General features: G+C 54.1%; 23 protein-coding genes. 11 read left to right on the top strand and 12 right to left on the bottom strand.

Features of this window, described 5'->3' with window-relative positions:
• Positions 1–224: 224 nt before the first annotated feature.
• Positions 225–2,996, bottom strand: a complete 2,772-nt coding sequence (gene polA, locus MHN01_RS00680; protein ID WP_239409579.1) for a DNA polymerase I — start codon at positions 2,994–2,996, stop codon at positions 225–227.
• A gap of 324 nt (positions 2,997–3,320) precedes the next feature.
• On the opposite strand from polA, the gene elbB reads away from it, so the two are divergent.
• On the top strand, positions 3,321–3,971 hold the full coding sequence (elbB, locus tag MHN01_RS00675) for an isoprenoid biosynthesis glyoxalase ElbB (RefSeq protein ID WP_239409578.1): 651 nt from the start codon (positions 3,321–3,323) through the stop codon (positions 3,969–3,971).
• Between the two features lie 244 nt (positions 3,972–4,215).
• On the opposite strand, the gene MHN01_RS00670 is transcribed toward elbB, so the two are convergent.
• From MHN01_RS00670 to recQ, 4 genes are all read right to left on the bottom strand, one after another.
• A complete protein-coding gene (locus MHN01_RS00670) occupies positions 4,216–4,653 on the bottom strand; it encodes a GNAT family N-acetyltransferase (protein WP_239409582.1) in 438 nt (145 codons plus the stop codon).
• 74 nt (positions 4,654–4,727) lie between these two features.
• Entirely contained in the window at positions 4,728–5,405 is a 678-nt protein-coding gene (locus tag MHN01_RS00665; protein ID WP_239409577.1) for a 7-cyano-7-deazaguanine/7-aminomethyl-7-deazaguanine transporter, read from the bottom strand.
• A gap of 173 nt (positions 5,406–5,578) precedes the next feature.
• The gene (locus MHN01_RS00660) at positions 5,579–5,884 is read right to left on the bottom strand and encodes a DUF3630 family protein (RefSeq protein WP_239409576.1); all 306 of its coding nucleotides are present in this window, start codon (positions 5,882–5,884) and stop codon (positions 5,579–5,581) included.
• Between the two features lie 306 nt (positions 5,885–6,190).
• On the bottom strand, positions 6,191–8,035 hold the full coding sequence (recQ, locus tag MHN01_RS00655; protein ID WP_239409575.1) for an ATP-dependent DNA helicase RecQ: 1,845 nt from the start codon (positions 8,033–8,035) through the stop codon (positions 6,191–6,193).
• A 293-nt stretch (positions 8,036–8,328) separates the two neighbouring features.
• Here recQ and rarD point away from each other — a divergent pair, with 293 nt between their 5' ends.
• From rarD to ggt, 4 genes are all read left to right on the top strand, one after another.
• On the top strand, positions 8,329–9,240 hold the full coding sequence (gene rarD / locus MHN01_RS00650; protein WP_239409574.1) for an EamA family transporter RarD: 912 nt from the start codon (positions 8,329–8,331) through the stop codon (positions 9,238–9,240).
• Positions 9,241–9,413: 173 nt separating this feature from the next.
• Positions 9,414–10,202, top strand: coding sequence for an AraC family transcriptional regulator (locus MHN01_RS00645; protein WP_239409573.1), 789 nt, complete (start codon positions 9,414–9,416; stop codon positions 10,200–10,202).
• A gap of 83 nt (positions 10,203–10,285) precedes the next feature.
• Complete coding sequence (locus MHN01_RS00640; protein ID WP_239409572.1) at positions 10,286–10,942, top strand: LysE family translocator; 657 nt, start codon at positions 10,286–10,288, stop codon at positions 10,940–10,942.
• 116 nt (positions 10,943–11,058) lie between these two features.
• Positions 11,059–12,825, top strand: coding sequence for a gamma-glutamyltransferase (ggt, locus tag MHN01_RS00635; RefSeq protein ID WP_239409571.1), 1,767 nt, complete (start codon positions 11,059–11,061; stop codon positions 12,823–12,825).
• 80 nt (positions 12,826–12,905) lie between these two features.
• On the opposite strand, the gene uvrD is transcribed toward ggt, so the two are convergent.
• Positions 12,906–15,077, bottom strand: a complete 2,172-nt coding sequence (gene uvrD, locus MHN01_RS00630; RefSeq protein ID WP_239409570.1) for a DNA helicase II — start codon at positions 15,075–15,077, stop codon at positions 12,906–12,908.
• Positions 15,078–15,414: 337 nt separating this feature from the next.
• Here uvrD and MHN01_RS00625 point away from each other — a divergent pair, with 337 nt between their 5' ends.
• From MHN01_RS00625 to MHN01_RS00605, 5 genes are read left to right on the top strand one after another with little or no spacing between them, the layout of a single operon-like run.
• Positions 15,415–15,681, top strand: a complete 267-nt coding sequence (locus MHN01_RS00625; RefSeq protein WP_075762156.1) for a DUF2282 domain-containing protein — start codon at positions 15,415–15,417, stop codon at positions 15,679–15,681.
• Between the two features lie 44 nt (positions 15,682–15,725).
• On the top strand, positions 15,726–15,989 hold the full coding sequence (locus MHN01_RS00620) for a DUF2282 domain-containing protein (RefSeq protein ID WP_239409569.1): 264 nt from the start codon (positions 15,726–15,728) through the stop codon (positions 15,987–15,989).
• A 9-nt stretch (positions 15,990–15,998) separates the two neighbouring features.
• Positions 15,999–16,850: a DUF692 domain-containing protein gene (locus tag MHN01_RS00615; protein ID WP_255724916.1), complete on the top strand. Its 852-nt coding sequence runs from the start codon at positions 15,999–16,001 to the stop codon at positions 16,848–16,850.
• Positions 16,828–17,613: a DNA-binding domain-containing protein gene (locus tag MHN01_RS00610; RefSeq protein ID WP_239409567.1), complete on the top strand. Its 786-nt coding sequence runs from the start codon at positions 16,828–16,830 to the stop codon at positions 17,611–17,613. Before MHN01_RS00615 ends, MHN01_RS00610 begins: the two co-directional genes overlap by 23 nt.
• A gap of 2 nt (positions 17,614–17,615) precedes the next feature.
• A complete protein-coding gene (locus MHN01_RS00605) occupies positions 17,616–18,071 on the top strand; it encodes a DoxX family protein (protein ID WP_160655716.1) in 456 nt (151 codons plus the stop codon).
• A 75-nt stretch (positions 18,072–18,146) separates the two neighbouring features.
• Here MHN01_RS00605 and yigB read toward each other — a convergent pair whose 3' ends face one another.
• Genes yigB through MHN01_RS00575 form a run of 6 tightly spaced genes read right to left on the bottom strand, consistent with a single transcriptional unit; the run spans position 18,147 to position 22,760 of the window.
• Positions 18,147–18,863 carry a 5-amino-6-(5-phospho-D-ribitylamino)uracil phosphatase YigB gene (gene yigB, locus MHN01_RS00600; protein WP_239409566.1) on the bottom strand — a complete coding sequence of 239 codons (717 nt, stop codon included), beginning with the start codon at positions 18,861–18,863 and terminating at the stop codon, positions 18,147–18,149.
• 42 nt (positions 18,864–18,905) lie between these two features.
• Positions 18,906–19,820 carry a tyrosine recombinase XerC gene (gene xerC / locus MHN01_RS00595; RefSeq protein WP_239409565.1) on the bottom strand — a complete coding sequence of 305 codons (915 nt, stop codon included), beginning with the start codon at positions 19,818–19,820 and terminating at the stop codon, positions 18,906–18,908.
• Entirely contained in the window at positions 19,817–20,518 is a 702-nt protein-coding gene (locus tag MHN01_RS00590) for a DUF484 family protein (protein ID WP_239409564.1), read from the bottom strand. The genes xerC and MHN01_RS00590 overlap by 4 nt, the downstream gene beginning before the upstream one ends.
• Positions 20,515–21,345 (bottom strand): diaminopimelate epimerase, encoded by an 831-nt coding sequence (gene dapF / locus MHN01_RS00585; RefSeq protein WP_239409563.1) that lies wholly within the window; start codon positions 21,343–21,345, stop codon positions 20,515–20,517. Before dapF ends, MHN01_RS00590 begins: the two co-directional genes overlap by 4 nt.
• A gap of 14 nt (positions 21,346–21,359) precedes the next feature.
• Positions 21,360–22,613, bottom strand: coding sequence for a diaminopimelate decarboxylase (gene lysA / locus MHN01_RS00580; protein ID WP_239409562.1), 1,254 nt, complete (start codon positions 22,611–22,613; stop codon positions 21,360–21,362).
• A gap of 30 nt (positions 22,614–22,643) precedes the next feature.
• Entirely contained in the window at positions 22,644–22,760 is a 117-nt protein-coding gene (locus MHN01_RS00575) for a lipoprotein (protein ID WP_075762147.1), read from the bottom strand.
• 78 nt (positions 22,761–22,838) lie between these two features.
• Between MHN01_RS00575 and cyaY the strand changes: the two genes are divergently transcribed.
• Positions 22,839–23,153, top strand: coding sequence for an iron donor protein CyaY (gene cyaY / locus MHN01_RS00570; RefSeq protein ID WP_075762146.1), 315 nt, complete (start codon positions 22,839–22,841; stop codon positions 23,151–23,153).
• Positions 23,154–23,226: the final 73 nt, after the last annotated feature.

Below are 23,226 nucleotides of genomic sequence, written 5' to 3'. Positions count from 1 at the left end.
TGAAACAAAAGGTCTGAAAGATAGAACATCTTACCTCTGTACCCTACGCCGATAACTGTATATCAATTGCACAGATTTGAAAAGTCATTTTTGTAATTTTTTTTCAGAAAATCGTAACTAACTTTAGCTAATAGTAATTTTACCATTCTTTAATTTTTATAAAAAAATAGCTGGCATACCGCCAGCTACTCTTTCCTAAACCACAAAGCCGATCAGGCTAATGTCTAGTGTGCCTGGTCCCAGTTATCGCCAGTACCGGCATCAGCTATCAATGGTACATCCAGCTCAGCCGCTGATTCCATCAGGCGGCGGATTTCCGCACTCACGCTTTCCAGTGCCGATTCCTGTACTTCAAAGACAAGTTCGTCATGAACTTGCATCAGAAGTCGAACTTGGCCTTCAGGTTGTTGTTGGACCCATTCATCAACCAATACCATCGCACGCTTGATGATATCGGCAGCCGTTCCCTGCATCGGGGCATTGATTGCAGCTCGTTCAGCCGCCTTGCGACGCATACCGTTGCGGGACTTGATGTCCGGCAGGTACAAACGACGACCGAACAGGGTTTCGACATATCCCTGTTCGCTTGCCGTCGTACGGGTGCTTTCCATATATTCCAGCACGCCCGGGTAGCGTTCGAAATACAGGTTCATATAGTCCTGCGCTTCATTACGGCCCATATCAAGCTGTTTCGCCAGGCCAAAGGCACTCATGCCATAGATCAGGCCAAAGTTGATAGCCTTGGCGCGACGACGCTGTTCGCTGGTCACCGACTCGATTGGCAAACCGAGAATTTCTGCCGCCGTTGCGGCGTGGATATCTTTGCCATGTCGGAAGGCATCAAGCAGCGCCTTGTCGCCGGAAAGGTGCGCCATGATCCGAAGCTCGATTTGCGAGTAGTCGACAGCCAGCACTTTATACCCCGTCGGGGCGATAAATGCCTGGCGGATCCGACGACCTTCTTCGTTACGAACCGGAATATTCTGCAAGTTAGGATCACTGGATGACAGACGCCCGGTCGCAGTCACGGCCTGATGATAGGAGGTATGCACACGGCCCGTCGCCGGGTTGACCATCTTAGGCAGCTTGTCCGTGTAGGTCGATTTCAGCTTGGCTAAGCCGCGATACTCCAGGATCAGTTTTGGCAACGGATAGTCCAGCGCCAGCTCCTGCAGCACCTCTTCATTGGTAGAAGGCGCACCTGACGGTGTTTTCTTCAGTACCGGCAGCCCCATCTTCTCAAACAGGATCGCCTGCAGCTGTTTTGGCGAGCTGAGGTTAAATTCCTGGTCGGCAATCTCGAAGGCTTTCTTCTCCAGCTCATCAAGGCGAACGGCAATTTCATTCGACTGGGCGCTCAGCAGCATACTGTCAATCAAGACGCCGGTACGCTCCATGCGTGACAAGACAGGCACCAACGGCATCTCGATATCGTCAAATACCGACTTGAGCTTCTCGTCGGCGTTAACTTTTTCTATCAGCAGATTATGCAGACGCAGCGTAATGTCGGCATCTTCTGCGGCATATGGCCCGGCCTGTTCCAAATCAATCTGGTTGAACGTCAGCTGCTTCTTGCCCTTGCCGGCAATCTCTTCAAAGCTTATGGTCTTGTGCTCGAGGTAACGCAGGGACAGGCTGTCCATATCGTGACGGCCGACCACACTGTTGAAGACATATGACTCCAGCATCGTATCGTAGCGAATCCCCTGCATCTCGATGCCATAGCGAGCCAGAATACTGGCATCAAACTTAAGGTTCTGCCCTACCTTGGCCTGCTGCGGATCCTCCAGCAATGGCTTGAGCTGCTCCAGTACCCAGTCGCGATCCAGCTGGGCCGGGGCATCAAGGTAATCGTGGGCAACAGGCACATAGGCAGCCTTGCCTTCCTCGACCGCAAACGACAGCCCGACCAAATTGGCCGTCATATAGTCCAGACCGTCCGTCTCGGTGTCGAATGCCACGACCTCGGCGCCCTTAAGCTGCTCTAGCCAGGTCTTAAACGCTGCTTCATCAAGGACGGTTTCATAACCACTACGATCAATGGTCGGTGCCACAGTTTTCTTCTCGGCTGCCGGCTGAGCAGACTGCTCCTCGGCCACAATCTTACCGTCACCGCCATCGAGCATTTCTGCCAACCAGCGGCGGAACTGCAACTTGCCGAACAGCTTTATCAGCTCGTCAGTATCAGGCTCGCCTTTACGCAGCTGATCCGGGCTGACATCCAGCTCGACATCCAGCTTGATCGTCGCTAGCTCGTAAGACAGGTACGCTGCCTCTTTATGCTCTTCCAGCTTCTTCGGCATCGTCTTCGAGCCGCGAAAGCCCAGTGGCGGGATCGCATCCAGGTTGTCATACAATGCATCCAAACCACCGATCCCGGTCAGCAGCGCCTTGGCCGTCTTTTCACCGACCCCAGGTACGCCCGGAATGTTATCCACTTTATCGCCCATCAAGGCCAGGTAGTCGATGATCAACTCAGGACCGATCCCGAACTTATCAACAACACCGGCCGGATCCATCACAACATCGGTCATGGTATTGATCAGGGTAATGTTCTGATCCACCAGCTGAGCCATATCTTTATCACCGGTACTGATCAACACCGGCATGTTTTCCTTTGATGCCTGAGTGGCGAGAGTGCCGATCACATCATCCGCCTCAACCCCGAGTATCGAGATCAACGGTAGTCCCATCGCCTTGATCACGGCATGCAGCGGCTCAATCTGCCCCCGAAGATCGTCCGGCATCGGCGGGCGGTTGGCCTTATATTCCGGATACATATCATCACGGAAGGTCTTGCCCTTGGCATCAAAGATCACCGCAATATGCTCAGTGGAAAACTGGCGCAGAAGACTACGCAGCATATTCACGACACCAAATACTGCTCCCGTCGGCTCACCGTCAGAGTTTGTGAAGTTCGGTGCTGCGTGATAGGCGCGATAGAGATAAGAGGATCCATCAATCAGGATAAGTGGATTTTCAGGGATAGTTGCCATAACGATATTCTTATATCCGGGGGATGAAAGAGTTAGGGCACTAGAATGCCATGACAGCCAGCAAGTGTTAACTGATGTTTTCCACCAAGCCGCCATTATCTGTGGATAACTTTGTTAGTATTTAAAATCAAACAGTTGATCAAAAAACATGAAAATTATGCGATTTTCATTCAACCCGATACAAATCAATAACTTAAGATCTTAAGCAAAAATAGATCCTCGATCCTAAAATGATCATTAATTGTGGAAAAAGTTAACAGATCGATCTGAAATAAGAATATCTGAATGCAAAAACAGGCATATCTGACCATAAAGGAAGCCAAAATGAAGAGAATCGCAGTTATTTTAAGCGGCTCAGGGGTATTTGACGGAGCTGAAATCCACGAGGCTGTATTGGCCTTGCATGCCATCGAACAAGAAGGGGCGAGCTGGCACTGCTTTGCCCCCAATATTGCCCAGCACCATGTGGTTAACCACATCACCGGCGAAGAAATGGATGAAACCCGCAACGTACTGGTCGAGGCAGCCCGTATTGCCCGCGGCAATATTGACGATATCATCAACCTCCATGCCGCAGACTACGATGCCCTGTTGCTGCCGGGTGGATTTGGCGCAGCCAAAAATCTCTCCGATTTCGCTTTCACCGGGGCCGGCTGCGAAGTGAATCCGGAAGTGAAAAGAGCCTGCCAGGCCTTTGCCAAGGAAGAAAAACCTGCCGCCTATCTGTGTATAGCCCCGACCCTGATCCCAACGATCTACGGTCCGGGGGCTAAAGGAACCATTGGTACCGATAAGGACACCGCCAACGCCTTCAACAAAATGGGCGGAGAACACATCAATTGTCCGGTTAACGATTTCGTACTGGATCAAAAGCGACGCATCCTGACGACCCCGGCCTATATGCTGGCAGGCAGTATCTCGGAGGCAGCAAGCGGTATCAACAAACTGGTGAAGGAGCTGGTGAAGCTGGCCTAAGCGCCAGAAAAGAAAAAGCGGCGTTACCTGAGGTTATGAGTACCTGGTAAGCGCCGCTCAGCAGAATTGGTGTTCGTTTTCAGCCCTACACTAAAAACACAGACCGTAGCTGAAGTACACTGGAAGCAATGTGAGCAATGTCGTGCCTTCAAACAAGGGAGCCTTTTGCTTTCCTCCCTTGCTGAGTGCAAGTTAATAATAACCATTCTCATTTAAGATGCAAGTATTATATTGAGAATAATTGTTATTTAATTGCCAGCGCCTTCACAAAATGCAACCTGTAGTCTTCAAGCCCGTCTTTTTTCTCCATATGTTCAATCAGGTAGCCATTCCTTAGCAGCAGCCTCAACATCGCCGGAAAACGGTTACGCGATTTCACCCGCAGCTCCTCGAAACCCTGCTGTCTCACCCAGGTTTCCTGCGCCTCCAGCAGCGCCTGCGCTACCCCATTGCAGCGCCCCTCAGGTGCCACGCCCCCCAGCCAGCTATAAAAACACGTCTCGGACAGGCGGTAGCCGATTTTGACTCCGACCAGCTGGCCATCCAGCTCTGCCACGAGGATCAGCGGCGCTTTGCCTCTCAATCGGACCTCGAGTGCGTGTTCATCGGCAGGCTGGGCAAACTCACTGATCCGTGCCAATACCTCTGCGGCTTCAGCCAAACTTGCCTGGCGTATCTTCATCACTCCCGCTCCTACTTCTTAGGGTACAAAAAAGCCGACATAGCGTCGGCTGTCAGTCTATACCCTTTATTGTATCAGATAAGCCCCTGCTGAGACTCCAGCTTGGGGGTAATCGTCGTCAGGCGCTTGATCAGGTAATTGAGCAGTACCCCGTACATAGGCACAAACAAGCCAAGACTGATGATCAGTTTAAAGCTGTAATCCACCAGCGCGATCTCGACCCAGTTTTCCGCCATAAACGGATCCGGGCTGTTGTAAAACGCGATAGCAAAAAACGCTACCGTATCCAGTGCATTACCAAAAATGGTCGAGCAGCTTGGTGCCACCCACCACTGCTTGGTCTGGCGCAGGCGGTTAAACACCGAGACATCCATGATCTGCCCCAGCAGATAGGCCATGAAACTGGCGATCGCGATACGGGCGACAAACAGATTAAACTCACCTAAATGAGACCAGCCCTGATACTCACCCTGATAGAACAGCACCGACAGCACATAGGAAATGGCCAGTGCCGGCAGCATCACCCGCAGGATGATCTGGCGGGCCATGGCTGCACCAAAAATCCTGACCGTGAGATCCGTAGCCAGAAAGATGAACGGAAAGGTAAAGGCGCCCCAGGTGGTATGAAAACCAAAAATGGTAAACGGCAATTGCACCAGATAATTGCTCGAGGCAATGATCAATAGGTGAAATAGAACAAGGAACGATAAGGCTTTGCGTTGTTGCGCGAGAGAAAATTGAGATACAGTCATTGTCAGACCTTTTTGTCATTGGGGGAGAGGGAACCCAAAACACTGCAGCTAGGCTCTCATACCTGCGCCCGCAGCAACCGAAGCGGCGATTATACATTAACCGCCTAGGTTGCCTAGTCCCAAAAACGGCTTTAAATTTGTGCAATCGTTTGCCGACAAAAAAAGCAAAACGATCAGCCCGCAAGTAGGGTAGCCAGGAACGCCAGCGTCTCGCTATCATCGGGCGACAGCCACTCCAACCACAGAGCTCCGGCATAATGTTCGCCCTTGAGCATCAGCCGACAACCTTCGAAATCAATCAGCCAGACATGCAGATCGGCATTAAGCTCACGCTCGACAACCGTCGCGTCAATATGGCTCAGAAACTGTTCGGCTACCAAGGGAAAACTATCAAAATCGAAGTCCGGGCCACCGATCAGCAGCAACCCCTGCTCCAAATCAAGCTCGCGACAAACAAACGGCGCGGAAGAAACGGTCATTACATATTCCTTTTCATCTATGGCAAGCTCGCCCCCACATACGGCCTGGGCAGCTTTCCTGTAACCAAGTGTTTCTATGCGTATCAAGCAATAAAGGGGCTATAGCCAGCAATGCTAATCCATGTTTTCATGAGGTCGTTGCCTAGTCACTGGAAACACATCCCGTCGGTTTCCGATTCCCTAGCAACGGGTGATATTAACATTCTCACCAAATACGCAAGCTGTTTTGTAGCGAACAGAACATACTCGTTATGTTTCTTAAACGCATTTATACCGGACTCGGAATGTCCGGTATTTTTTTATCTACTACTCGCCGGCACCCGCCATCAGGTGATCTTCAATCACGTTCAAAAACACGTTGCCGTACTTTTCCAGCTTACGGTGACCGACACCGTTCACCGCCAGCATTTCACCCGCCGACGTCGGCAGCATCTCTGCCATTTCCATCAGGCTGGCATCGTTAAACACCACATATGGCGGCAAGTCTTCCTCGTCGGCAATGGCCTTACGCAACTTGCGCAACTTGGCAAACAGCTTCTTGTCATAATGGCGATTGGCCAGCTTGTCATTTTTCGCACTACGGGTCGCAATATCCAGACGAGGGACAGCCAGCTCCAGCTCCACTTCGGCGCGCAGAACTGCTCTGGCCTTTTCGGTCAACTGCAGCGTCGAGCTACGGACAATATTCTGGGTAAGAAAGCCCCGGTGAACCAGCTGGCGCAAAATACTCACCCAAAACTCGTGGCTATGCTCGCGGCCAATACCATAGGTGCTCAGTTTGTCATGACCGTGCTCGCGGATACGCTGGTTCTGCATCCCGCGCATCACATCCACCACATGGTTGATGCCGAAGCTCTGGTTGACCCGATAGACACAGGACAGGGCTTTCTGAGCTGCTTCAACCGCCGCAAAGCGCTTGGGCGGATCGAGGCAGATATCACAGTTGCCGCACGACTCTTCCCGGTATTCACCAAAATAGTTGAGCAATACCTGACGGCGACAGGTCTGCGCCTCGGCAAACGCTCCCATTGCATTGAGCTTGTGGCTTTCCACCTGCTTCTGAGGCCCTTCCTCTTTTTCATCCAGACAACGGCGCAGCCAGGCCATATCCGACGGATCATAGAACATCACCGCTTCTGCCGGCAGACCATCACGGCCGGCCCGCCCGGTTTCCTGATAATAGGACTCGATATTACGGGGGATATCGTAATGCACTACAAAACGGACATTAGGCTTGTTGATGCCCATTCCGAACGCCACGGTGGCGACGACGATATGAATATCATCCCGCTGAAAGTCCTCCTGCACCCTCACCCGCTCGGCATGCTCCAGGCCGGCATGATACGCGGCGGCCCGGATCCCGTTATCACACAGCTTTTCGGTAATTTGCTCCACCCGCTTACGGCTATTGCAATATACAATCCCGCACTGACCACGAACGCCGCCCAGGTAGCGAGTCAGCTGCGACATCGGCTTGTACTTCTCCTGCAGGGTATAGCGGATATTCGGGCGGTCAAAACTGCCCAGGTAAACATGCGGCTCAACCAGGCCGAGCCGGGAGACAATATCATTGCGGGTCGTTTCATCCGCGGTTGCAGTCAGGGCCATAATTGGCAGCTGGTCAAAATGCTGCTTCAGCGTTCCCAGAGCCGCATATTCTGGCCTAAAGTCATGCCCCCACTGGGAGATACAATGCGCTTCATCGACGGCAACCAGGCTTAGCGGCATGTCATAAAGACGCTCGAGAAAGTCACGGGTCAGCACCCGCTCCGGCGAGACATACACCAGCTTTACCTCACCGCTCTGCATCGCGCGGTAGGTATCCTGCATTGCCTCACGGGACATGGTCGAGTTTAGGTAGTCGGCCGCCACCCCGTTGGCCTTGAGCTGGTCAACCTGATCCTTCATCAGCGAGATCAGCGGCGAGATCACCAGTGTCAGCCCGTCACGCATCAGGGCCGGTATTTGATAACAGAGCGACTTACCGCCACCGGTTGGCATGATCACCAAGCTGTCGCGGCCTTCCGCTATCGCCTCAATCACCTCTTGCTGGCCAACACGAAAGGCCTGATAGCCGAACACATCCTGTAAGATCTGTTCGCTGGTCGCGAGAGAAGCTGGCTGACAAACGGCGGCGCTGCAAGATGACATAAATCGACTCTGTAGTTGACGAGCTGGCTATTCTATACCAATCAGATCGCCGATGTGAACGACACTTACAGCAGCTTCCCCTAGCCAAGCCGGCAAAATGTTGTTTCCTGGAATACTTCTCGCAAATCCCCACCTGCCTTCGGGCAGGATTTTCTTATCATGTCCGGTGCTAACAAAATCATCAAAAGTTCTGGATGACATTCAACCTGAACACGATTTATACTGCTTCCGCATACCTTTTTAGAAAATACCATCATTTTCTCTGAATTTTATAAAATACACATAAGGATAAAATGGACCAGCAAGCCAAAGATACCCAGCGAGGGGTCATGCTCGCCCTTGGCGCCTACACCATGTGGGGCATTGCACCGATTTACTTTAAGTCCCTCCAGCATGTCAGTCCGCTGGAGATTCTCAGTCACCGGGTGATCTGGTCATTCTTTTTCCTGGCAGTACTGATCTTCATCGGTAAGAGTTGGGGCAAGGTCAGGGCTGTGCTTCGCCAGCCCAAAACACTGCTGGTGTTGACGGCCACTGCCCTGCTGGTTGGTGGCAACTGGCTGATTTTTATCTGGGCCGTGAACAACAACTACATGCTTGATGCCAGCCTGGGCTATTACATCAACCCGTTGCTCAATGTCCTTCTGGGAATGTTCTTTCTGGGAGAGCGGCTACGCCCGCTGCAATGGCTCGCCGTCGCGCTGGCTGCCTGCGGGGTTGGCGTGCAGTTGATCCAGTTCGGTTCACTGCCGGTTATTGCCCTGGCCCTGGCATGCAGCTTCGGTCTCTACGGGCTGCTACGGAAAAAAGTCAACCTGGATGCCCAAACCGGCCTGTTCATGGAAACCTGTATTCTGCTGCCGCTGGCTGCTATCTACGTACTGCTGATCGCCGACAGCCCGACCGCCGACTGGAGCGCCAACCCAATCAGTACCAACTTGCTGCTGATGGCCGCCGGGATTGTTACCACGCTTCCGCTGCTGTGCTTTACCGGAGCTGCCACCAAACTGAAACTCTCTACTCTGGGATTTTTCCAGTATATCGGCCCGAGCCTGATGTTTCTGCTGGCGATTACGGTCTACGGCGAAAGCTTTACCGCCGACAAAGGCTATACCTTCGCCTTCATCTGGGGAGCACTGGTACTATTTAGCTTCGATGGCATCAAGGGTCATCGCCGGGCCAAAAAACGGATTCAGGCAAGCTAGTCCGGCTCACTACCTGCCACAAAGGGTAACTGGCGGCTTGTCAGTTTTTTACAAGCCGCCATCCGTCGTTTATGTTCTACTGATAGCCATATTTTTTGACGGCGCTATATTTAACGGCACCACATTAGACGGCACTATGCACTCTCAGCCTGCCGGCGGTTAGAAGGATCAGGATGAACAAAGTCAACCACCGAAAATCCGGCATCGATGACATCAACCTGATTGATGCACATTACCAAAGCTTTGCCTTCAAGCGCCACTACCATCTTGATTTCCATCTGGGGCTGATCACCGATGGGCAGCAGCAATACTATTTCAACGGCGCTCGTCATCAGGCTGGTGCCGGTCAGCTGGTGATCATGCCGCCGGATGAAATTCATGACGGCCAGCCCCAGCAGCAAGGCTACAAAGTCAAAGTGTTCAGCATTTCCCCGGAATGGCTCGACCACCAGGCCAGCGAACTGTCGGGCAACTGTCAGGTGCACTTTCCGCAGCACAACGTGACCGACAGCCAACTCTTTGTTCAGCTTAGCCAGCTACACGCCCAGCTGGGCAATCCACACTTTCCCCAGCTCGCCAAGGACTGCATGCCGATCGAGTACTTCTCACAGCTACTCGGCCGATACAGCCAGCTACGCCCCCAACCAGTGGTAGCACTGGGTAGCAAAGATCTCCACCAACTCAGGGACTACCTGATGGCTAACCTGGATCAGAAAATTAGCCTCGACGACCTGGCAAGGCTATGTGACCTGAGCCCGTCCCAGCTACTGAGACAATTTAAGAAAGCCACCGGCATGACACCCTATGCCTGGCTGGCCCGCCTGCGGCTGGAACATGCCATGGCCTTGCTCAAGGCTGGCTACTGCAGTACTGATGTCGCCTATTATGTTGGTTTTTATGATCAGGCCCATTTCGCCCGGGCCTTCAAGCAAGCCTTTGGCGTCGCTCCCTCGGAAATCTAGCCAGCCCTGTTAATTTTTTACAAGCGCTCCTGCGCTCACCTAGGCATGCTATTCCGTGTTATACCACCACCGGATAAAATGAAATGCACGAACTTACCCCATTTGTCACCCTGCTTACCGTCCATGTTATTGCCTTGCTGAGCCCGGGGCCGGATTTTGCCCTCGTGGTGCAGAACGCAGGGCGCTACGGACGCCAGACCGGTATCACTATTGCACTCGGTCTATCACTGGGGATCCTGCTTCACTCCATTCTGAGCATTACCGGTGCCAGCCTGCTGATCCGCGAGCAGCCCGCCCTGTTTGCCATGCTACAGGCCGCAGGCGGTGCCTATCTGCTCTGGCTGGGCATCGGAGCTACCATGAGCGCACTGGAGTTACTCTGGCGCAAGAGCGAATCTCATGCCTTTCCAAGCCCTGCCCAGCAGTTGATAGGTAACCGCAAACAGGCGCTGGCCAAGGGGTTTACCACCAACATCCTCAATCCCAAGGCACTGGTATTCTTCCTGAGCCTGCTATCGACCCTGGTGCCGGCAGATATGTCCGTGGCAGGAAAAGCCACTGCCATCAGCCTGCTATGGCTAACCTCCTTCCTATGGTTTGCCACACTGGCTTGGCTGCTGACCGGACAGCGGCTGCAGCAGAAAATCCAACAGTGGACTCCGTTTATCGACGGGCTCTGCGGCCTGCTGTTTGTCAGTATCGGCAGTATGATCCTGCTCCGCCTAGTCCTGCCAGCCTGATGGTAAGCCTGTAATAAATTGTTGATTAGGAGCACAAAAACTGCTCAGCAATTAGACAGCTACGTATTCTGCTTTTACGCTATCGAAGCACCCCGTATGCGAATGAGGAATGAACCATGGAGTGGAATACGTCCCGTCTGGCTGTGGCACTGGCAGCCTGCCTGCTTGCCCCTACCGCCCTGAGTAAGGATACCAGCAAGCAAACGGCCGATCAGGTTGCCCCCGAGGCTGCTACCGGGATCAGCCAACAGCAGCAAGTAAGCGGCAAAGACTGGATGGTCGCCAGCGCCAACCCCTATGCCAGCGAAGCGGGCGCAGCAATGCTTCGCCAGGGAGGCAATGCGATTGATGCCATGGTGGCAACCCAACTTGTTCTCGGGCTGACCGAGCCGCAGTCCTCCGGCATCGGCGGCGGAGCATTCATGGTGTTCTGGGATGCAGAAAAAGAAGCCCTTACCACCTTCGACGGTCGTGAAACTGCCCCTTTTGCGGTGACGCCGCGCCTGTTTCAAGATGAAAACGGTAAGCCGCTGGCCTTCTACGATGCCGTGGTCGGCGGCCGCTCAGTCGGAACCCCGGGAACGGTCAAGCTGATGTGGTACACCCACCAGCGTCACGGCAAACTTCCCTGGAGCGATCTGTTTGCCCCGGCAATAAAACTCGCCACCGAAGGCTTTACGGTCAGCCCGCGCCTCGCGGCACTGGTCGCCAAAGATCAGAAAAATCTCCAGCGCTGGCAGGCCACCAAAGCCTATTTCTTCAATGACGACGAAAGCCCTATCCGGGCCGGACAGCGTCTGACCAACCCGGCCTATGCCGACACCCTCACGCAAATTGCCGAGCGTGGCGCCAGCGCGTTCTACCATGGCGACATTGCCAAGGACATTGTCAAAACCGTCCGCAATGCAGAGGGGAACCCCGGCGTACTCAGCGTGATGGATCTGGCCACCTATCAGGTCAAGGAACGAGAGCCGATCTGTGCACCGTACCGCCAGTTTGAGATTTGCGGCATGGGGCCACCAAGCTCCGGCGCCCTGACCCTCGGCCAGATCATGGGGATGCTGAACCAATACCCTATCGACAAAATGGGCCCGAATGACGTCAACAGCTGGCGCCTGCTGGGTGATGCCTCCCGCCTGGCCTTTGCCGATCGCGGGCGCTACATGGCCGACAGTGATTATGTCCCCATGCCAACCGATGGCCTGCTCGATCCCGGCTATCTCAAGCAACGTGCTGCGCTGCTAAAAGGCGACAAAGCCCTTGCCACAGCCGAACCGGGCCTGCCGGTCTGGTCCCATGCGATGCGCTACGCCATGGACGAGTCGCTGGAGCTGCCTTCCACCAGCCACTTTTCAATTGTCGACCGTGATCGCAATGTTGTTTCAATCACCACCACCATCGAAAATGGCTTCGGCTCGCGTTTGATGGTCCGTGGCTTTCTGCTCAACAACGAGCTGACCGACTTTTCCTTCCGCAGCCATATCGGCGGTAACCCGATTGCCAACCGGATTGAGCCGGGCAAACGCCCTCGCTCGTCAATGGCCCCGACTATCGTGATGAAGGACGAGCAGCCGTATCTGGCCGTCGGCTCGCCGGGCGGCAGCCAAATTATCGGCTATGTCGCCAAAACCCTTGTGGGCCATCTCGACTGGGGACTGGATCTGCAGCAGGCCATCAACCTGCCCAACATGAATAACCGCTTCGGTGCCTTCGAGCTGGAAAAAGGAACCACGGCAGAACAATGGGCCCCCAAGCTTGAGCAACTCGGGTTCGAGATAAAAATCAAAGATCTCAACTCGGGAGTCCAGGCGATCAAAATTGACGGCAAGCAGCTCTCCGGGGCAGCAGATCCACGCCGTGAAGGCAAGGTTATCGCCCAATAAAAAACATCCGACAAATAAAAAGCCCGCCAGTGCATCAGCATGGCGGGCTTTTTTCTGACGACATTGCAGCCATCAATCAATTACATCGGATCCAACTTAGCGTACTGGGTTACCAGCCACTTGATCCCTTCACCATTGAACGCAACCTGGACCCGGCTCTGGGCACCGCTGCCTTCAAAGTTGATAATCGTCCCTTCACCAAACTTAGGGTGCTGCACCCGCTGACCAAGGCTGAAGCCCGTCTGGTTGAAGTTATCGTTCACCTGGGTCTGGCTGAAGCGACCACTGCTCGCCGGACGCGAGACCTGCGCCTTCATCCGGACTTCCTCGACGTATTCAGCCGGGATCTCACGAATAAAGCGTGACGGTTTATGGAAATTGTCCTTGCCGTACAGGCGGCGCATTTCCGCATAGGTGATATACAGCTTCTGCATCGCACGGGTCATGCCCACGTAACACAGGCGACGCTCCTCCTCCAAACGCCCCACCTCTTCGGTCGTGCGCGAGCTCGGGAACATCCCCTCCTCGACACCGACCATAAAGACGACAGGAAATTCCAGTCCCTTGGCACTGTGCATCGTCATCAGCTGCACCGCATCCTCAAAATCATCGGCCTGCCCTTCACCGGCTTCCAGCGCGGCATGCGACAGGAAGGCTGCCAGCGGGGTCATCTCTTCCGCTTCTTCCGGCACCTCAAACTGACGGGTGGCGGTCACCAGCTCTTCGAGGTTTTCGATGCGCGCCTGCGCCTTCTCGCCCTTTTCCTGCTCATACATCGCCCGCAAACCCGAATTGCGGATCACCTCATCGGTTTGCTGGAACAGCGGCAGATCGCGGGTATCATCCTCAAGGGCATTGATCAGCTCAATGAAACGGCGCAGCGAATTGGCCGCCCGGCCTGCCAGCACCTGCTCTTCCAGCAGGGCGACACTGGCCTGCCACATCGTCGCACCGCGATCGCGCGCCGCCATGCGAATGGTTTCCAGCGTCCGGTCACCCAGGCCACGGGTCGGGGTATTAACCACCCGCTCGAAAGAGGCATCATCATTGCGGTTCGACATCAGACGCAGGTAGGCCAGCGAATCTTTGATTTCCTGACGCTCGAAGAAGCGCATTCCACCGTAGATGCGGTATGGCAGGCCAGCCTGAATAAGCGCCTCTTCCAGTACCCGCGACTGGGCATTACTACGATACAGGAAGGCAGTCTCGTTCAGGGTACCGCCCTGATCGCGCCATTCCTTGATCTTGCCAACCGCAAAACGCGCCTCGTCCAGCTCGTTAAAGGCCGAATACAGTGAGATCGGCTCACCCTCGGCCCCTTCGGTCCACAGGTTCTTGCCCATTCGCTCGTTGTTGTTGGCGATCAGTTCGTTGGCCGCATTCAGGATATTGCCAGTCGAGCGGTAGTTCTGCTCAAGGAAGATCGACGAGGCATTGGTGAAATCCCGCAGGAAACGCTGGATGTTTTCGACCTGGGCACCACGCCAGCCGTAAATCGACTGGTCATCATCACCGACAATCATTACGTTACAATCAGGACCGGCCATCAGGCGCAGCCAGGCAAACTGGATGTTGTTGGTATCCTGGAACTCATCGACCAGAATATGTTTGAAACGCGCCTGATAATGCTCGCGAATGTGCTTGTTGTCGCGGATCAGCTCGAAAGTCCGCAGCAGCAGTTCGGCAAAATCAACCAGTCCGGCACGATCACAGGCTTCCTGGTAGGCGGTATATACCCGCAGCCAGGTTTGCTCGACGGGATCATTGAAGGTATCGATGTTGGCAGGTCGCAGCCCCTCATCCTTCTTGCCGTTGATATACCAGGCTGCCTGGCGCGCTGGCCAATGTTTCTCGTCCAGGTTCTGCGCCTTGATCAGGCGGCGGAGCAGACGCATCTGATCGTCGGAGTCCAGAATGTTGAAGTCATCGGGCAGGCGGGCATCCAGATAATGGGCACGTAGCATGCGGTGGCACAGGCCGTGGAAGGTGCCGTTCCACATGCCGGCCGACGAGCCCTGCATCAGCTCGTTGATCCGGCCGCGCATCTCGGCCGCCGCCTTGTTGGTAAAGGTCACCGACATGATTGAATACGGCGAGGCCTGCTCAATCTGCATCAACCAGGCGATACGATGGACCAGAACACGGGTCTTGCCGCTGCCCGCACCCGCCAGAACCAGGTGATTACCTAGCGGCGCAGCCACCGCCTCTCTTTGCTTGTCATTAAGGCCATCTAACAGGAGTGAAGCGTCCATCGTTACCTACTGGTTATTTATACAATGCTGGTGATTATACCAGCTCAATTCAAGAATGCCTCGATATCTTCACCCTCCCCGGAGATTCAGACAAACCAGCTTTCCAACTGCACAGCCGTTTGATAATTCACCAGTTTCAAACGCTTGCCTTTTAGTATTTGTTCTATGCTTGGAAATGGCAGGATGTTACGCACCAGAAAAAAAAGTTAAGAAAGAGTGAAATAAAAAACCTGCTCGCCCTTTCTTATGTTCCGAGAGCGCAGTAAGAAGCGCCAACAATAACAAAAGGAAACGTTGCTCCATGCAGCAACAGTCAGCAAATTAAAGAGGAATGATTATGAAAAAGACAACCAATATCGCTCTAGCATCAGCCGTTACTGGTCTTATTGCGCTTGCAGGTACCGCAATGACCACCTCAACCGCTGTGGCAGCCGAAGCCAAAGAGAAATGCTACGGCGTAGCCAAGGCCGGTAAAAACGACTGTGCAACCAAAACCAGCTCTTGTGCCGGTACGTCCAAAACGGACAACCAGAAAGACGCTTTCATCATGGTGCCAAAAGGTCTATGTGACCGCCTGGCCGGTGGTTCTACTTCATCGTCTTAATGACCCCGCCACCTTGTACTGTTAGTTCAATCTAAGGAATGATTATGAAGAAAACCAACGTAGCCCTTGCCACTGCCGTTACCGGTCTGCTTGCCCTGGCCGGTACCGCGATGACTGCCTCGACCGCTGTTGCCGCCGAAGCCAAAGAAAAATGCTACGGCGTTGCCAAAGCCGGTAAAAACGACTGTGCAACCAAAACCAGTTCATGTGCCGGTACCTCAAAGGTCGACGGTCAGAAAGATGCCTTTATCATGGTGCCAAAAGGCCTGTGTGACCGCCTGGCCGGCAGCTCGCCAGAGGCAAAATAAGTGGGTGGCCTGACACAGCACCAAGTGGTTGGGGTGGGGCTACGCTCCCCCCACATCACCCAGGTTCTGGCGGAGAAACCGGATATCGGCTGGCTGGAGGTCCACAGTGAGAACTACTTCATCACAACCTCTACCGCCCGACAGCAGCTGCGGCAGATTGCCGAGCATTATCCAATTAGCTGCCACGGAATCGGCTTGTCCCTCGGTTCGGCCGATCCCCTGGATCGCCAGCACCTGAGCCAGCTCAAGCAACTGGTTGATGAAATTGACCCGATTGCCGTCTCGGATCACCTCAGCTGGAGCTCTGTCGACGGGCAGTTTTTCAATGATCTGCTGCCACTACCCTACACCGAGGAAGCACTGGTTCACTTTTGTCGCAAAGTAGAACAGGTGCAGGAGTATCTCGGTCGCCAGATGCTGATCGAAAACCCGTCCAGCTACCTGAGCTTTGCCAGCTCGGCTATCCCGGAATGGGAGTTTCTTCATCAGGTCCAGCAACGCACCGGCTGCGGCCTGCTGCTCGATCTGAACAATATTTACGTCAGCGCCTTCAACCATGGCTTTGACTGTGATCAGTATATTGCCGCGCTGGATGCCTCGGCAGTAAAAGAAATCCATCTGGCCGGCTTTACCGTCAAGCAGTTCGAGGACGGCGAGATCTGGATTGATACCCATAGCAAACCCGTCAGCGAACCGGTTTGGCAGCTTTATCGCCGCTGGGTACAGCAACACGGCAGGACACCAACCCTGATTGAGTGGGATTTGGATATTCCGCCACTCTCTGTCCTGCTCGGGGAAGCCGACAAGGCACGCAACATTATCATGCAGGAGGCGCAAGATGGACAAATCCTTACCCCCTGACCGGGACAAAGACGGCAAGCTGCACCAGCTGCAGCAAGACTTTGCGGCAGCCCTGCACTACCAGCCCAGCACCGTGACAGCAGACATTGCTGACGGTCAGTTTCCGGCCGAACAGCTGATCCAGATTTACCGCAACAACTTTATTATCAGCCTGTCGGAAATCCTTGAGGTGGTCTATCCCTGCGTCAAAGGCGTGGTCGGTGACGAGTGCTTTAGCCAGCTTGCACGCCAACATGTCCTTACTCACCCGCTGCAGCAGGGTGATGTCAGCCATTACGGGGAAGGACTGTGCAATACCGTCAGCAGCCAACCTGAACTGGTAGACGCGGTGCCATATCTGGCTGATTTGGCCAGCCTCGAATGGTACCTTGATCGTGCCGCCCATGCGCCGGCCATCGACAGTCAGTTCCCGTTTTCCAAGCTACAGCAGCTGACCGAGGCCAATTTGCCCCAGATCCGGCTTGAGGTACCCGAACCAACATTTTGTATCGACTCCGACTACCCGGTCGCGACTATCTGGCAGATGATCACCGACAACGCCATTGAAGAGATTGATCTCAGTCAGCCGGAATCTGCGGTGATCCAGCGACGCCCGGATCAGATGATAGTACTGAATACGACGCCGGGTGCCACTGGGCTTATCCGGCTCAGCCAGCAGCAAGGCTGCCTTGGTGACGCCTCCGAGGAAATGCTGGCGATGCTCGGTGAGCTCGTCCAGCGACACATTTTTACCGACATTCATGGTTTGCCAGAGGGAGAGTGAGCATGCTGAGTTTTATCAAACAAATTGACGGTCTGGCACAGCGTATTACGGAACCTCTTATCCCGTTGCTGTTGTTATTCACCCGACTCTGGGTGGCCTGGGTGTTCTTCAAATCCGGCATGGTTAAGTACTCCAGCTGGGACAGCACCCTCTACCTGTTCGAATATGAATATCAGGTTCCCTTGCTGCCATGGCAGCTCGCCGCCTATATGGGAACTGCCGCCGAGCTGATCCTGCCGGTCTTTCTGGCGCTAGGTTTATTCACCCGTCCGATGGCACTGGTATTGTTCGTCTTCAATATTATTGCCGTAGTGTCCTACCCACTGCTGTGGGAGAAAGGCTTTTTCGACCACCAGCTATGGGGCATGATGATGCTGGTCAATGTATTCTGGGGCGCGGGACTGATCTCGGTCGACAGGCTGATCAGCAACGAGCCGAAGCAGAGCCTGCTGGAGTAACAATAGGCTTGTCGGTTCAAACCGGATCAAAAAAGGCGATCATCGTGATCGCCTTTTTGTTTATCTCAGCCAGCATTAAATCAAATCAAGCAACTGCGACAAGCGACAGATTTCAACATCCGGCAGCCATTTGGCCTTGGGCTCGCGATGCAGCTGGCGCTGCTGATCGTTATACCAACAGGCCTGAAAGCCATTTTGTTTCGCGCCGCCGACATCCGTGACCAGATGATCGCCGACATGGAGAATGTCCTGTGCCGCCGTGCCCAATAAGGCCGCAGCCTGGGCAAACATATCCGGCTCGGGTTTCGCCAAACCGTCACGGCCTGCTACCAGCACCCGAGAAAAGTACTGGCCGAGACCGATCTTGTCCGCATCAACATTGCCGTTGGTAATAGCCAGCAGGGGCAGCTTCTGACCCAGCTCGGCCAGTACCCGATGGGTTTCCTCCGGGACATCAATCTGATTGCGAACAACCAATACCCGCTCCAGTCCTTCCCGCGCGGCCTGCTCGGCCTTTTCCTGTGAATAACCAAGCTGCATCAGTCCGACTTTGAGCACTTCATAACGCCATAGGCTTACATCATGACGCAAATAAGGCGTCTGCTCCGCCAAACGCATTTTCAGCCGCAGCCAGTCTTCACGGGCCATACTGTGGCTGCACGGATGATACTCAGCCAGCCAGTCATGCATCGCCTGCTCGGCCCGCCGGATCACCGGGCGGTTATCGTACAGGGTATCATCCAAATCAAAAGTCAGCGCCTTAGGCGACTGGAGGTTGCGATAAAACTGCATATCAGCCCTCGGTTACATCAGCAGAATAGGTGGCAAGACGCACTAGCGTTTGTTTCGTTTTGCCCTCGGATGCGCTTCATCATACACCTGTGCCAGGTGCTGAAAGTCGAGGTGGGTATAAATTTGAGTGGTCGACAGGTTGGCATGGCCGAGTAGCTCCTGCACCGCCCGCAAGTCCTCGCTCGACTCGAGCATATGGGTAGCAAAACTATGGCGCAGCTTGTGCGGGTTAATATGGCTGGATACAGCCTGCTTCTGGCCCCACTCCGCCATCCGTTTCTGGACGTTGCGGTTGGAAATCCGCTGCCCCAGCTTGGAGACGAACAAACCAGGTTCACCGCTGGCCGCCAGCTGTCCGCGGACCTTGAGCCAATGGCCAACCCAGTCGCGAGCCAACCCGGCAAAAGGCACAATTCGCTCCTTATCCCCTTTACCGATCACCCGGATATCCCCCTTGCTCAGGCTAATATCACGCACATCCAGGTTTACCAGCTCCGACAGACGCAGTCCGGCCCCGTACATCAGTTCCATCATCGCCCGATCCCGAATCGACAGCGGATCATCCTCATCAACACTAAGTAGCTGATCCATCTCATCAACATCAAGGTTCTTGGGCAGCGGCCTGGCTTTGCGTGGTGCAGATACCCCCTTGGCTGGGTTGGCCTTCAACACACCCTGGCGTACCAGATAGTCAAAAAAGCTGCGCAGCGCCGACAGGCGCATCGACAGACTGCTGGCCTTCAGGCCGTCACGCATCCCCTTGCTCGCCAGCTGGCGTACCCAGCCGGCATCGACCACGCGCCAGTCCGTGACCTCCAGCTCAACCAGCTGCTCGGCCAGCGTTGTCAGCTGACGCTTGTAGTTCTGCTGGGTATGCAGACTGAGCTCGCGTTCGCTACGCAGGTATTCGTAAAAACGCTGCAGGGGCTTGTCCAGCCCGGAAGGCAACTGACTCAATCAATTACCTCGCGGGTATATTCCCAGTGATGGATCAGGCGAGTTAGCACCAAGGCCAACTGCTCGACAAACAATGTATCCATCGCTGGTTGGAAATGACCACCATCAGCACTGGCAAAACTCAACACCCCGATTGGGTGCTCAATACCCAGCGGCAGCACCACATAAGATCCCAGGTGCGGCGGATGGCTAAAGAGCAACTCGCTCTCTTGCTTGCGCAACCGGCCCATGTAAACCGGCCGATGCGACAGATGGGCAACACGAAAGCCCTCAAAAGCCTTGCGTTCCAGATAGAGGTTGTCATCAAAGCTGTCAAACAACTTCAGGCTGAAATCCAGTTGCAACTGACTGCTGAGCTCTTCAAGGATCACCAGCGCCTGGTAGATATTATGGGTCTGAAACAACTGCTGCTGGGCGCGGGCAAAGATTTCAAACAACTCGCTGTTTTTTCCGGCGGCGGTTACCAGGGAATTAATTTCCCCCTCGAGCTCACGCACCCGGCCTCGTAGCCTGTCGAGCTGAATTTCCACCAGCGATACCGCACCACGCTCACTGTGGGCAACGCGCAGTTGGGTCAGTAATTCCGGCTGGCGGTTAAAAAAATCAGGGTTGCCGAGCAGATATTCTGCCACGTCCTGATCGGACAACGGGGTGTCTGCAACTACCGGCAGCTCACCCAGTTGGGATACATCTGTCATAATACTATTTGTCCATCAAAGACATGTGCTACAGGGCCAGTCATATACAATGGCTTGCCTTCTCCGGCCCAGCGAATATGGAGATTGCCACCCGGAAGACTCACTTTTACATTTTCATCCAGCAGTCCCTGCTGCTGACCAATCGCAACAGCTGCGCAGGCACCACTGCCACAGGCCTGGGTTTCACCGGCACCACGCTCATAGACCCGCAGCTTGATTTCACGACGGTTCACTATCTGCATAAAGCCCGCGTTGACCCGCTCAGGAAACCGCTCGTGGGATTCCAGCAACGGACCCATCGTCTCGACGTCAGCCGTATCGACATTGTCCACCACAGTCACGCAATGCGGATTTCCCATGCTTACCGCGCCACAGAATACCGTGTTATCGCCAGCTCGCAAAATATAGGTTTTTTCACTTTGTTTGGCACGAAACGGGATCTTGCCCGGCTCGAACTCCGGCGCCCCCATATTGACCGTCACCTGGTTGTCATTTTCCAGCTTCAGGATCATTTTCCCGCCCTTGGTGCTGACGGAAATATGGTATTTGTTGGTGAGCCCTTTCATCCAGACAAAGCGGGCAAAACAGCGGGCACCGTTGCCACACTGCTCAACCTCGCTGCCGTCGGCATTGAAGATCCGGTAATGAAAGTCAGTTTCCGGATCATAGGGCGGCTCTACCACCAACAGCTGGTCAAAACCGATCCCCCTATGGCGATCGGCCAGCCGCTTGATGGCATCAGGCGAGAAGAATGCATTCTGCGTCACGCAATCCACCACCATGAAATCATTGCCTAAGCCATGCATTTTTGAAAAATTGATCTGCATGATGTCCCTTCTTGTTATTCTGGCAACAGGTGCTCAGACTGCCACAATTGCTCCAGTGTTTCACGTTCGCGAACCACATGGGCATCTTGACCGTCAACCATGATTTCGGCAGCGCGTGTACGAGTATTATAGTTTGACGCCATCACAAACCCATAGGCTCCTGCCGAACGTACTGCCAGCAGATCGCCAGGTTCGAGGCACAAGGTACGCTCCTTGCCGATGAAATCGCCGGTCTCACAGATAGGGCCGACAAAGTCATAGGTCTGCTTCTCACCCTCGCGCGGGCATACCGGCACGATATCCTGCCATGCCTGATAAAGGGTCGGACGGATCAAATCGTTCATCGCCGCGTCGACAATAGCAAAATTTTTGTGCTCGGTGTGCTTGAGATACTCAATTCGGGTCAACATCACACCGGCATTGGCCGCAATGGCACGCCCCGGTTCAAAAACCAGTTCCAAGTCTGGATGGTCCTTGAGACGAGCCAGCAGCTCGGTGGCATAGTCAGAAGGCTGCGGCGGCTGCTCGTCACTGTATGTCACGCCCAGACCACCGCCGACATCAAGGTGTTCGATCTCAATGCCTTCGACCTTAAGGGTATCGATCAGTGCCAGCAGGCGATCGGTGGCATCAATAAACGGCTCGATATCCGTCAGCTGGGAACCAATATGACAGTCCATACCGGTCACCTTCAGGTTTGGCAGGCTCTGTGCCAGGCGGTAAACCTCCGGCGCACGATCAAACACAATACCAAACTTGTTGTCACGCAGGCCGGTCGAGATATACGGGTGGGTCTTGGCATCGACATCCGGGTTGATCCGCAAGGATACCGGTGCCACCTTGCCCAGCTCGCCAGCGACCTCGTTCAGACGCTCCAACTCAGGCTCGGATTCAACATTGAAGCATTTTATACCCAGCTCCAGCGCCCGCTTCATCTCCGCAGCCGTCTTGCCGACACCGGAGAAGACAACCTTGGCCGGATCGCCACCGGCGGCGATAACCCGCTCCAGCTCGCCCTGCGAGACAATATCGAACCCGGAGCCCAGCCGGGCAAGCACATTGAGTACCCCGATATTGGAGTTGGCCTTCACGGCATAACAAATCAGGTGCGGGTGGTTGGCCACCGCCTGATCAAACGCATTCCAGTGTCGCTCCAGTGTTGCCCTGGAGTACACATACAAAGGGGTACCGTAACGCTCAGCGAGGTCGGTAAGTGCAATGTCTTCGGCCCAAAGCTGGCCGTCTTGCTGGTAGTTAAAATAATCCAAAGTTGTCTCTTCCCTGTCTGATCGCTGTCGTTACTGCTGTTGTTGCTGCTGCTCGGAGTCGTCCGGCATATAAAGCGGTCCACTCTGACCACAGCCATTAAGTGCCAATACACCCAGTACTAAAATTGCCAATAAACCTTTACGCATTTTTCAAAGCCAGTGATTATCATTTCATTGCCCTCTATAATCGCACCAACACTAGGAAAAGCAATAGGACGCAATGGGATGAATGATACAGAATTTCATAAGTTAGCCGATGAGGTTCTTATGAGCATCGAGGAAGGCATCGACGAATCCGGTGCAGACATTGAATATGAGACGACCGGCAACGTGCTGACACTGGAATTTGAGAACCGCAGCCAAATCGTTATTAACCGACAGGAACCGTTGCACGAAATTTGGCTGGCTTCAAAATCAGGCGGTTACCATTTCAAATACAAAGACGGCCTGTGGCACTGTACCCGTAGCGGGGCCGAGCTGATTTCGCTGGTGAAACAGGAATGCTCGCTTCACGCCGAAGAGCCGGTGGACTGGTCATAGGCCTAGGCAAACAGCCTGAAACGAAAAAGCGAGAGCCGACAGACTCTCGCTTTTTGTTATTTGGCCCGACGTC

Origin of the sequence: Photobacterium sp. OFAV2-7 (assembly GCF_022347985.1) — a bacterium.
In the GTDB taxonomy this organism is placed as follows: Bacteria; Pseudomonadota; Gammaproteobacteria; order Enterobacterales; family Vibrionaceae; genus Photobacterium.
Note: the sequence above shows the minus strand (reverse complement) of the source record. Positions and strands in the feature narration are given on the sequence as shown.